Source organism: Nocardia transvalensis NBRC 15921 (assembly GCF_000308875.1).
Classification (GTDB): domain Bacteria; phylum Actinomycetota; class Actinomycetes; order Mycobacteriales; family Mycobacteriaceae; genus Nocardia; species Nocardia transvalensis.
Genome location: NZ_BAGL01000064.1, coordinates 137883 through 148344 on the forward strand (window position 1 = coordinate 137883; position 10462 = coordinate 148344).

The 10462-nt window shown below is 67.9% G+C and carries 13 protein-coding genes; 5 read left to right on the forward strand and 8 right to left on the reverse strand.

Going from position 1 to position 10462, the window contains the following annotated elements:
- Positions 1-26 precede the first annotated feature (26 nt).
- The 7 genes from ON41_RS23790 to ON41_RS23820 form a co-directional block, all read right to left on the reverse strand.
- Complete coding sequence (locus ON41_RS23790) at positions 27-1265, reverse strand: metal-dependent hydrolase family protein (protein WP_040749937.1); 1239 nt, start codon at positions 1263-1265, stop codon at positions 27-29.
- Positions 1262-1594 carry a hypothetical protein gene (locus tag ON41_RS23795; RefSeq protein WP_040749938.1) on the reverse strand — a complete coding sequence of 111 codons (333 nt, stop codon included), beginning with the start codon at positions 1592-1594 and terminating at the stop codon, positions 1262-1264. Before ON41_RS23795 ends, ON41_RS23790 begins: the two co-directional genes overlap by 4 nt.
- Positions 1591-2862: an aromatic ring-hydroxylating oxygenase subunit alpha gene (locus tag ON41_RS23800; protein ID WP_040749939.1), complete on the reverse strand. Its 1272-nt coding sequence runs from the start codon at positions 2860-2862 to the stop codon at positions 1591-1593. The genes ON41_RS23795 and ON41_RS23800 overlap by 4 nt, the downstream gene beginning before the upstream one ends.
- 30 nt (positions 2863-2892) lie before the next feature.
- The gene (locus ON41_RS23805; protein ID WP_040749940.1) at positions 2893-3732 is read right to left on the reverse strand and encodes a TauD/TfdA dioxygenase family protein; all 840 of its coding nucleotides are present in this window, start codon (positions 3730-3732) and stop codon (positions 2893-2895) included.
- 66 nt (positions 3733-3798) lie between these two features.
- Positions 3799-4134, reverse strand: coding sequence for a hypothetical protein (locus ON41_RS23810; protein ID WP_174411354.1), 336 nt, complete (start codon positions 4132-4134; stop codon positions 3799-3801).
- A gap of 5 nt (positions 4135-4139) precedes the next feature.
- On the reverse strand, positions 4140-5405 hold the full coding sequence (locus tag ON41_RS23815; RefSeq protein ID WP_040749941.1) for an aromatic ring-hydroxylating oxygenase subunit alpha: 1266 nt from the start codon (positions 5403-5405) through the stop codon (positions 4140-4142).
- 37 nt (positions 5406-5442) lie between these two features.
- Entirely contained in the window at positions 5443-6225 is a 783-nt protein-coding gene (locus ON41_RS23820) for an SDR family NAD(P)-dependent oxidoreductase (protein ID WP_051162318.1), read from the reverse strand.
- Positions 6226-6384: 159 nt separating this feature from the next.
- Between ON41_RS23820 and ON41_RS23825 the strand changes: the two genes are divergently transcribed.
- Both ON41_RS23825 and ON41_RS23830 read left to right on the forward strand, forming a co-directional pair.
- Positions 6385-6993, forward strand: coding sequence for a TetR/AcrR family transcriptional regulator (locus ON41_RS23825; protein WP_040749942.1), 609 nt, complete (start codon positions 6385-6387; stop codon positions 6991-6993).
- Positions 6994-7126: 133 nt separating this feature from the next.
- Entirely contained in the window at positions 7127-7972 is an 846-nt protein-coding gene (locus ON41_RS23830) for a 3-hydroxybutyryl-CoA dehydrogenase (protein ID WP_040749943.1), read from the forward strand.
- Here ON41_RS23830 and ON41_RS39305 read toward each other — a convergent pair.
- On the reverse strand, positions 7966-8592 hold the full coding sequence (locus ON41_RS39305) for a TetR/AcrR family transcriptional regulator (RefSeq protein WP_051162320.1): 627 nt from the start codon (positions 8590-8592) through the stop codon (positions 7966-7968). The two genes, ON41_RS23830 and ON41_RS39305, sit on opposite strands and share 7 nt — an antisense overlap.
- A 171-nt stretch (positions 8593-8763) precedes the next feature.
- On the opposite strand from ON41_RS39305, the gene ON41_RS23840 reads away from it, so the two are divergent.
- The 3 genes from ON41_RS23840 to ON41_RS23850 all read left to right on the forward strand — a co-directional run.
- Positions 8764-9504, forward strand: a complete 741-nt coding sequence (locus ON41_RS23840; protein WP_040749944.1) for an SDR family NAD(P)-dependent oxidoreductase — start codon at positions 8764-8766, stop codon at positions 9502-9504.
- Positions 9504-9992, forward strand: coding sequence for a VOC family protein (locus tag ON41_RS23845; protein WP_040749945.1), 489 nt, complete (start codon positions 9504-9506; stop codon positions 9990-9992). The genes ON41_RS23840 and ON41_RS23845 overlap by 1 nt, the downstream gene beginning before the upstream one ends.
- A 94-nt stretch (positions 9993-10086) precedes the next feature.
- A partial coding sequence (locus ON41_RS23850) for a dihydrofolate reductase family protein (protein WP_040749985.1) occupies positions 10087-10462 on the forward strand: 376 nt, incomplete at its 3' end.

Below are 10462 nucleotides of genomic sequence, written 5' to 3' on the forward strand. Positions count from 1 at the left end.
CTCTCCTTGTCGAATGCCCGTGCTGGTCAGAGGTGTTTGGCGATGCGGCCGTCCTTCATGACGAAACGCACGTCCTCCAGCGTGGTGATGTCGGCCGTGGGATCGCCGGGGACGGCGATGATGTCGGCGAGCAGCCCGGGGGCGAGGCGGCCGCGATCGTCCGCGCCGATCAGTTCGGCACCGGTGACGGTCGCGGCGCGCAACGCCTGCGCGGGCGTCATACCGCGGTCCACGAGGGCCCACAGTTCCTTGGCATTGTCGCCGTGCGGGACGGCGGGCGCGTCCGTGCCGCAGGCGATCCTGACTCCGGCGCGGATGGCCTTGCGCAGGGTCTCACGCGCCTTCGGGAACACCTCGGCGGCCTTCTTCTGTAGCGCCGGAGCGGCTTTCGAGACGTCCAGGCCCTCGGACAGGTAACTGGTGGGCACCAGGAACGTGCCGCGCTCGACCATCATGGCGAGGGTGTCGTCGGAGGCGAGCGACCCGTGCTCGATGCAGTCGACCCCGGCGCGGAGACAGGCGCGGATCCCGGCGTCGCCGTGCGCATGGGCCGCGGTCCGGATCCCGGCACGATGCGCCTCGTCCACGATCGCGGCCAGTTCCTCGTCCGAATACTGTTGTGCCCCGGCCACGGTGCCGTGCGACATCACCCCGCCCGAGGCCGATATCTTGATCACCTCGGCCCCGTATTTGATCTGATAGCGCACGGATTCGCGGACCTGGGGCACGCCGTTGGCGCGGCCCTCCTCCACGCTCAGCGGCATGATGTGCGGCGCGAGCCGCTGGAACATGGTGGGGTCCAGATGCCCGCCGGTCGGGGTGATGGCGTGCCCCGCCGAGACGATGCGGGGGCCCTCGACCCAGCCCTGATCGATCGCGCGTCCCAGGTCGACGTCGAGCAGATAGCCGCCGGTCTTCACCATCAGCCCGAGATTGCGGACGGTGGTGAATCCGGCGTGCAGGGTGGTGCGGGCGTTCACGGTGGCCCGCAGCGTCCGGTACACCGGATCGTCCTGGACGCCGTGCATCGCGTTCGGCAGTCCGGACGGATTGTCCGGGCCGCCGATGAACAGGTTGATCTCCATATCCATCAGGCCGGGCAGCAGCGTGACGTCGCCCAGGTCGACTACGCGCGCGCCGGCGGGCGGGTCCGGCGGGTCGACGGCGGTGATGACGTTGTCCTCCACCACGATTGCCGCCGGTGTGTGCACCTCGCCGGTATCGACATCGACCCACCGCGCCGCCCGCAGCACCGTGACCGTCACGGGATCGGCTCCACGACGCACTCCAGCGATGCCGCGCTGGCATCCGGAATCCACGGCTGGCTCCAGACCTCCACCGGGAAGGACACCATGATCATCGAATACAGCAGGTACAGCAGGTTCCGCACCTCGTCGGGCAGATCGTCGAGCGGGAACCGGTCGCAGTGCGCGATCACGTCCTCCGCGCGCGGGGTGATCGCGTCGTAGAACTCCTGCATCTCCGCCATGGAACTCGCGAGTCTCCGCGCGTAGCGTTCGGATTCCGTTGCCAGGCACCAGGTCTCGGCGAAGGGCTCCAGATCGGCGAACTCCGCCGGCAGCAGCCCGCTCATCGCCGCGCCTCCGCCCGCTCGCGCCGGTAGTCCTCGACCCAGTCGCCGGCCACCTTGTGCAGGTGGCGCAGCAGGATCTCCTGATCGTTCAGCGGAAAGGTCGTCACCGCACGGGATTCCAGCATGATCTGGGTCGCCTCCAGCGTGGAGCTGTCCTGGAGGCCGTACTCCTTGAACGTCACCGCCGCCATCTCGTGCGCGACCCGTTCGCGCGCGGTGCGGGCGGGCGGGAAGTAGAGGTTGCCCTCGAAGACGTGGGTGTTGTGGGACGTCGGCCAGTAGTGATAGGTCAGATACCAGCCCCCGGACCAGATCAGGATGACGAAGTTCGGCCACAGCTGGAACGAGTCCAGGCCCCACGGCTCGCAGCCGGCGGGGTTGAGGCCGGGCGGCATCTCGCCGAGATCCGGTGTGTCCCAAGGCCCGAACAGTCCGCTGCGGGTGATGTCCTCCATCGGCTTGCGCATCGTGGGATCGAGTTCCCAGGTGACCACGCCGGAGGTGCTGACCAGCCGGTGCGGGCCGTCGAGGCGATAGTGCGGGGCCTCGAATCCGGCCTGCTGCGCGGCCATGGAGTAGTTGTCCGGCGTCTGTTTCCCGTGCAGGACGGGGGCGTGGTAGAACTCCTGGAAGGCATCCATGTACAGCTTCCAATTGGCCCCGACCTCGGACCGGTAGCCGAAACGCTCGGTGAGCGTGCCGAACGGATAGCCCTCGAGCCCGGCGACCATGGGGCCGAGGAATTCTCGCAGCGTCTGGCGCGGTTCCCGGTCCAGGTTGACGAAGATGAACCCCTCCCACACCTCGCAGTGCACGCGCACCAGGCCGAGTTCGCTCTTGTCGAGATCGAAGAACTCCTCCTCCTGCTGCACGAAATTCAGTGACCCGTCGAGGTTGTAGCGCCAGGCGTGGTATTTGCAGGTGAACTGGCGGCAGGTCCCGGACACCTCCTCGCGGGGGAGTTCGTTCCACACGAGTTTGTTCCCGCGGTGCCGGCAGATGTTGTGGAAGGCGTTGACGCTCCCGTCGCGGTCGCGCACCAGGATCACCGAGGTGTGCGCCGCGGCGATCTCCTTGGTGAAATAGCTGCCGGTGCGCGGAAGTTGTTCCACGCGGCCGACATTGAGCCAGGCGCGTTTGAAGATCGCCTCCCGCTCGAGGGCGAAGAACTCCGGCGAGATGGAGTCCTCGTAGGACATCGGCGCGGTGCCGAGTTCGGGATAGTGCTGGGTCCAGCTGCCTTCGGCGGGCTTGGGCCAACGAGGCATGGTGTTCTCCTGGGCGTGGAAGGCGGGGGCTTATCGGATCGGTTCGTCGCCGAGCACGGTGGTGCGCAGCATCTCTCGCGGCGAATCCGGCGGATACGGTGCGGCGCGGTGGATCACGCCGCGGTTGTCCCAGATGACCGTGTCGCCCACCGACCAGTCGTGGCGGTAGACGCGGTCGGGGGCGGTGCACCGGCGCAGCAGATCGTCCAGCAGCGCACGGCTTTCGGCCGGGTCCATGCCGACGACGTAATCGGTGGAGGCCCCCAGCACCAGCGAGCGCCGACCGGATTTGTGCGTCCAGACCAGGGGGTGTTCCTTGACCGGGCGGCCGCGCCAGGCGGCCAGTTGCTCGGGCGTCGGCTCCTCGGTGACCAGCCGCTGCGACGCCTCGAGGGAGTGCACGACCCGCAGCGTCGCCAGCCGCGTGCGCTCGGCGTCGGTGAGATTGTCGAAAGCCTTGTAGGTGGAGGCGAATTCGGTCTCACCGCCGGTGGCGGAGACGGCCTTGGCGGTCAGCATGGTGGCCATCTGCGGATAGGCGTCGTCCTGCGGTGTGCAGCCGTCGATATGCCAGTCGAACGTTGCGCGCAGGTATCCGGCCGACGAGTTCTTCGTGGTGTCGAGGGAGACGCGGTAGATGCCCCGGACCGGGTGATGGCCGGGCTCGGTGTCGATCTGCCCGAGTTTGCGGCAGAACGCCACCTGCGTCTCGGGCTCGAGGTGCAGGTTCCGGAAGACCAGCACCCCGTGGGTCTCGAGGGCGTCCAGCACGGTGGCGGCCACGGTGTCATCGGAGACCAGGGACTCGTGGTCCACGCCGGTCACCTCGGCGCCGACATCGTGGTTGAGTGGGTCGATGGTGATCGTCATCGGAGGTCCTTCCAGCCCGCATGCGGTGCGGTACAAGGGGTTTCGCGGGCGAGGCGCAATGGTGGGTTACGGCAGCGGCTCGGCGACGCGGTGAATTTCGGCGTCGGCGCTGTCGGTGGGGGTGGGCCGCTGGAAGATCTCCACGGCCATGGCGACCATCACCAGCGAATACACCAGCCACAGCAGGTGCAGGGCGTCGTCGGGGAGGTCGTCGAGGGGGAATTTGTCGCAGTAGGTGATGGCCTCGTCGAGCCGGGGGAGGAACGCGTCGTGAAATGTGACCAGTTCCGGCATGGAACTGGCCATGCGGCGCGCCCACCGCTCGGATTCGGTGGCCAGGCACCAGGTCTGCGCGAATTCCTCGAATTCCGCGAATTCCGGGGGCAGCAGATTCTCGGTCACGGCGGTCACACCTCCGTGAGGTCGCGCCGGTATTCGCCGACCCAGTCGGCGACCGCCTTGTGGAAGTGCCGGACCAGGATCTCCTGATCGTTGACCGGAAAGCGGGTCAGCCCGGCGGTGCGGTACGCGGATTCGAGTGCTGTCTGGGTGCCGGTCAGCATGCCCGCGTCCTGGAGCGCGAACTCCTTGAACACCACCGACGAGACCTCGTGTTCGACCCGTTCGCGCACGGTGCGGGCGGGCTGGTAGGCGAGCACGCATTCGAAGCGGTGGGTGTTGTGGGAGGTCGGCCAGTATCGGTAGAGCAGATACCAGCCGCGGTAGATCAGGATCTCGATATTGGGGAAGATCTGGAAATTGTCGATGCCCCACGGCTCCACGCGCCCGGGGTTCAGCCCCGGCGGCAATTCCCCGAGATCCGGTGACTCCCAGGGCCCGACCAGCCCACTGCGGGTGATGCGCTCGATCGGATACATGTATTCCGGCGGCAGCGTCCAGCGGCGGGCGCCGCCCGTGGACACCATGCGATGCGGGCCGTCGAGCTGGAAATGCGCGCACTCGAAGCCGTTTCCGGTGCGGACCGGATTGGGCACCTGCTGCGGATGCAGCCCCGGGACGTGGTAGTACTCCTGGAACGCGTCGGCGAACAATTTCCAGTTGCTGTTGTTGTCGGCGGTGAACTCGTACCATTCGGTCATCTCGCCGAACGGGTAGCCGTCGAGCGCGGTCACCATGGGGCCGAGGAATTCCCGCAGCGTCTGCCGGGGTTCGGGATCGAGGTTGACGAATACGAATCCCGCCCACACGTCGCAGTGCACGGGCATCAGGCCGAGTTCGCTCTTGTCGAGGTCGAAGAATTCGCCCTCCTGCTGGACGAAATTCAGTGACCCGTCGAGGTCGTACCGCCAGCCGTGATACTTGCAGGTGAACTGGCGGCAGGTGCCGGAGACCTCCTCGCGGGGCAGTTCGTTCCACATCAGCTTGTTGCCGCGGTGGCGGCACATGTTGTGGAAGGCGTTGATATCCCCGTCGCGATCACGCACCACGATGATCGACGCCCGCGCCGCCTCGATCTCCTTCGTGAAGTAGCGTCCCGTGCGCGAAAGTTGTTCGATACGACCGACATTGAGCCACGCGCGTTTGAAGATCGCCTCGCGTTCCAGGTCGAAGAACTCCGGGGACACCGAATCCTCGAACGAGATCATCGACGTCCCGAGGTCCGGGTAGTGCCGGGTCCAGCTGCCCTCGGCGGGCTTGGGCCATGAGGTCACGGTCGTTCCTCCGAATCCGATCGTGCGGGCGCCGCGGTCATATGACGGCCCCGCCGTTCACGCCCAGGACTTGGCCGGTGATGTATCCGGCCTGCTCCGAGCACAGGAACAGGCAGGCGGCGGCGATGTCGTCGCCCGACCCGAGATGTCCCACCGGGATGGCCCGCGCCATCACGGCGTCGTCGGGAAGATGGCCCGCCTGCTGCGAGTGGCGCGACATCGGAGTGTCGATACCCGACGGCGGGATGGTGTTCACGGTGATGCCTTGCGCGGCGTACTCGCGGGCCAGCGCCTTGGTCATCGCGACGACGGCCCCCTTGGACGCGGTGTAGTGCACCATGCCCGGCGAGCCGCGCTGCGCGCTCGACGACGAGATCGTCACGATCCGGCCCCAGCCGCGGGCGACCATATCGGGGATGGCCGCCTGCACGCAGTGGAAGGTGCCCGTCAGGTTCACCTCCACGATCCGGTGCCACTCGGCGGGCGTGATCTCGGTGAACGGCGCGAATCCGACCGCGCCCGCGCTGGTCACGAGGATGTCCACGGCGCCGAATTCGGAGCGGACCTTGCCTAGCGCCTCCTCGACAGCGGGCCGGTCGGTCACATCCACCGCGCAGGCGATCGCGGAACCGCCGTCCTCGCGCAGGGCGTCGGCCGTGCGCTGCGCGGCGGTCGCATCGATGTCGAGGACGGCGGTCCGGTAGCCGTGGCCGGCGAAGGCACGGCAGATCGACGCGCCCATGCCGGAGGCGCCGCCCGTCACGACGGCGACGCGGTCGGGCGCGGGCTCGCTCGACCGGCTGTTTCTGGGGGTGTTCATCGTTCGGGTCGCTCCTCTGCCTGCGCGCCCTGGTGTTAATCGACTGCCTAAATTAGGCGAGTGATTAACTTATACGGCAGGCCGTCGCGGAGTGTCAATGGCTGTCGGGCGGCCCGCCGTACACTGACCGGCAGCCGCGCGCCCACAGGAGGACACGAGATGAAATCCGGCCGCAGCGCCGACCCCGAGAACTCCGCGACGCGCGCGGCTCTCCTCGACGCGGCGCAGCAGATCATGCTCGAGGAGGGCTACGCGGCGGTCAGCACCCGCCGGCTGGCCGCGCGCGCCAACGCGAATTCGGCGCTCGTGTACTACTACTTCGGCACCATGGACAACCTGTTCGCCGAGCTGTTCCGGCGCGGCGCCGAGCGCAGCTACCAGTTGCAGGTCGAGGCGCTGGCCTCGCCGCAGCCGCTGTGGGCGCTGTGGGACGCGATCCACGAGCAGTCGCAGACGGCGCTGACCATGGAGTTCGTCGCCCTCGCCAACCATCGCAAGGCCATCCGCGCCGAAATCGTCGACTCCTCCGCGCGGTTCCGCACGCTGCAGCTCGAGGCGGTGACCAAGGCGCTCGCCGACTACGGATACCGGTCGGACACCTATACGCCCGCCGCCGTCGTCCTGCTCATGTCCAGCATCTCCCGGTTCCTGCGCATGGAGGAGGCCTTCGGCGTCGACGCCGGTCACGACGATGTGATCGGGCTGATCGAGACCTTCCTGCGCGACGTCGAGGGTGAGCGGCGATCGCCCCCGCCGTCGGCCCGGTAGCGCGTACGGTCTGGCCGGCGTGCGGGTGACCGGGCTGTGGGACCCTCGTACCGGAACCATGTCGCGCCGCACACGGGTGTGGCCGGCGAACCGGCGGGCCGGCAGGTCGCCGCGAAACGAAGGAGGAAGCCGCGTGCAACGGATTGGTGTGATCGGTGGCGGGACCATGGGTGCCGGTATCGCCGAGGTGGCGGCGCGGGCGGGCGGTCAGGTGATCGTCCTGGAACGCGACGCCGAGGCAGCCGCCGCGGCCGTCGCCCGCATCGAGAAGTCGCTGGCCCGGGCGGTGAAGTCCGGCCGCCTCGAGCAGGCCGACGCCGACGCGGCCCGTGCTCGTGTCACCCTGACCGTCGACATCGGCGATTTCGCCGACCGGGAACTGGTCATCGAGGCGGCCCCGGAGATCGAGGAGCTGAAGGCCGACTTCTTCGCCAAGCTCGACGCGATCGTCCCCGCGGAGACCATCCTCGCCACCAACACCTCCTCCATCCCCGTGATCCGGCTGGCCAACGCCACCACCCATCCGGGCCGCGTCGTCGGCCTGCACTTCTTCAACCCCGTGCCGGTCCTGCCCCTGGTCGAGATCGTCGTCACGCTGAAAACCGAACGGGCCGTGGCCGATACGGTCACCGCCTACGCCCGCGACGTACTGGGCAAGCGCACCATCGAATCCAAGGATCAGGCCGGATTCATCGTCAACGCCCTGCTCATCCCGTACCTGTGCGCGGCGATCCGCATGTTCGAAACCGGCTTCGCCAGCGCCGAGGACATCGACGAGGGCATGGTCTCCGGCTGCGCCCACCCCCAAGGCCCGCTCCGGCTCACCGACACCATCGGCCTCGACGTCACCCTCGCCGTAGCCGAATCCCTCTACCAGGAATTCGGCGAACCCCACTACGCCCCACCCGTCCTCCTCCGCCGCATGGTCGAGGCCGGCTACCTCGGCCGCAAATCCGGCCGCGGCTTCTACACCTACTGACGCTGGGGGCGGAGGGATTTGGGGTCGGCTCGGAGGGTTGCTATCAGGATGGCGGTGATTTCTTCGGGGCTCGGGGCCGGGCGGGCTGCGGTGACGGCTCGTTCGCGGTCTGCGGCGAGGGCGAACAGGACCGTGCTGGCGGTGGCTATGCGGCGGCCCCGGGCTCGGGCGGGGAGGTGGTCGAGGTGGCGGGCGATGAGGTCGGTGACCTTCTTGGTCGCCGACCATTGGCGGTCGCCGCGTAACCAGTCGACGATCACCGGGTAGGCCCGAACCTGCTCCAGGAAGCGCGCGTAGTGCGTGGATCCCTGGTCGTAGGGGACCGTCAGCATCGGGTCGACGAGAATCCGCACCAGCGCCGGGAGGTCGGGGTCGGTGCCCGCGGCCGCGGCGAGCAGGAGGGTGCGTTTCTCCTCCATCGCCGTCGTGCGGCGGTCGATCACGTATTCGATGAGGCCGTCGCGCGATCCGAAGTGGTAGTTGACCGCCGAGTTGTTGCGCTGGCCGGCCGCCACCGCGATATCGCGCAGCGAGACGCCGGGCCCGCGCTCGGCGTACAGCTGCTCCGTGGCGAGCAGCAGGCGTTCGCGCGAATCGAGGGTGCGAGCCTGGGACGTCACGCCACACATTCAAGCATGACGCGAGTCGAGATCAGTCGTTTGCCTTGCAAAGGTAAGCGATAGAGCTTAACCGGCTGAGCATCCTGTGTTACGTTCCGTCGCGGCGAAACCCAGCGCGAACGCCGGCCGAATCCGCGATCGGGCGGCCGGTGTCGCCGGACAGGAGTCGGAATGAGCAGTGTGTCGGGCACAGTGGCGTTGGTGACGGGCGCGTCGTCGGGACTCGGCGCGGAGGTGGCGAAACTCCTGGCGAGCCGCGGCGTGTCGGTCTTCGGGGTCGCGCGGGACGAGCGGCGGCTGGCTGCCACCTTCGACTCCGCGCCAGGCGGACGGTTCACGGTCGCGGACATCGCGACCGCCGAGACCTGCCGATCTGTGGTCGCGCAGTGCGTCGACGCCTTCGGCCGCCTCGACACCCTGATCAATGTCGCGGGCTTCCACCGGATGCGCCACACCCTGGACACGACCGACGAGGACTGGGATCACGACCTCGCGGTCAATCTGCACGGTCCGTTCCATCTCTGCCGCGCCGCGCTGCCCCACCTGCTCGAGACGGCCGGGAATATCGTCAATGTCGCGTCGATCGCCGGTCTCGAGGGGCAGGCGTATTCGGCCGGGTACTGCGCCGCCAAACACGGGCTCGTCGGCCTGACCCGGGCGCTGGCGGTCGAATTCACGGCCGAACGGCTGCGGGTCAATGCCGTCTGCCCCGGGGGAATGCTGACCCCGCAGATCACCGGCTTCACCCTGCCCGAGGGCGCGGACGTCAACCTCGTCATGCGCACCGCCTCGCCGCGCGGGCTGAGCGACCCCGGCGACGTCGCGAAGCTGGTCGCCTTCCTCGCCGGCGACGACGCCGCCGCGATCCACGGCGCCGTCTACACGGCCGACAACGGCAAGACCGCCGGTTGATGGCCGCCGACTGCGGCCCGATCACCCAGATCGCCTGGGTGAGTACCGATATCGACGCGACGGAACGGCTGCTGAGCGGTTTCGGCGCGGGCGCGTGGACCCGCCTGCCCGACACCGCCTTCGGGCCCGGCATGTGCCGGTACCGCGGCGAACCGGCGGACTTCACCGCCCACATCTCCCTGTCGTATCTGGCCGATATGCAGCTGGAACTCATCCAGCCCGTGACCGGAACCAGCATCTACACCGAATTCCTGGACCGATCCGGCCCGGGCCTGCACCACGTGTGCTTCGAACCGCCCGATTTCGACATCGCGATCGAGGAGGCCGCCGCCACCGGCCTGCCGGTGATTCAGGACGGAAATATCGGCGGCACAATGCGTTTCGCCTACATCGACGGCGCAGCGTCCGGAGTCCCGTATATCGAGATCGCGGAGATCGGCGAGGACATGCGCCGGTTCTACCGATACGTCAAGGATCACGCACAGTGAGCGCGGACAAATGTCGGTTTTGTCCAAGACTGCGGGACCCGTCGCGGCTAGCCTGACTTCGGCGATCGTCGCCGACGATTTTCAGGAGGATGTTGTGACGCGGGAACTGGTCTACACGGGCTTCATGTCGCTGGACGGCGTGGTGGATTCGCCGGGCGGGCAGGTCGAGGGGCACCGCAGCGGGGGATGGGTGGCGGACCCCGAGTTCCTCCCCGAGGCCTTCGCGCTCAAGGGAGAGGAACTCGAGGAGACGACCGCCTTGATGTTCGGCCGGCGCAGCTACGAGGCCTTCTCCCGGACCTGGCCCGATTCGGCGGATCACGCCGCGTACAAGGAACTTCCCAAATACGTTGTCTCCAGCGGTCTTTCCGAGGATGCCGCGGTCCCGGGGTGGGGTCCGATCACGTTCCTGCGGTCGACCGAGGATGTCGCGAAACTCAAGCAGGGCGACGGCGGGGCCATTTTCATCC

What these genes read in the sequence shown, in the direction of transcription:
- ON41_RS23795 (WP_040749938.1), bottom strand. Translation starts at nt 1,594, where the DNA reads ATGAGCGGGCTGCTGCCGGCGGAGTTCGCCGATCTGGAGCCCTTCGCC.
- ON41_RS23825 (WP_040749942.1), top strand. Translation starts at nt 6,385, where the DNA reads ATGAAATCCGGCCGCAGCGCCGACCCCGAGAACTCCGCGACGCGCGCG.
- ON41_RS23845 (WP_040749945.1), top strand. Translation starts at nt 9,504, where the DNA reads ATGGCCGCCGACTGCGGCCCGATCACCCAGATCGCCTGGGTGAGTACC.
- ON41_RS23820 (WP_051162318.1), bottom strand. Translation starts at nt 6,225, where the DNA reads ATGAACACCCCCAGAAACAGCCGGTCGAGCGAGCCCGCGCCCGACCGC.
- ON41_RS23800 (WP_040749939.1), bottom strand. Translation starts at nt 2,862, where the DNA reads ATGCCTCGTTGGCCCAAGCCCGCCGAAGGCAGCTGGACCCAGCACTAT.
- ON41_RS23805 (WP_040749940.1), bottom strand. Translation starts at nt 3,732, where the DNA reads ATGACGATCACCATCGACCCACTCAACCACGATGTCGGCGCCGAGGTG.
- ON41_RS23840 (WP_040749944.1), top strand. Translation starts at nt 8,764, where the DNA reads ATGAGCAGTGTGTCGGGCACAGTGGCGTTGGTGACGGGCGCGTCGTCG.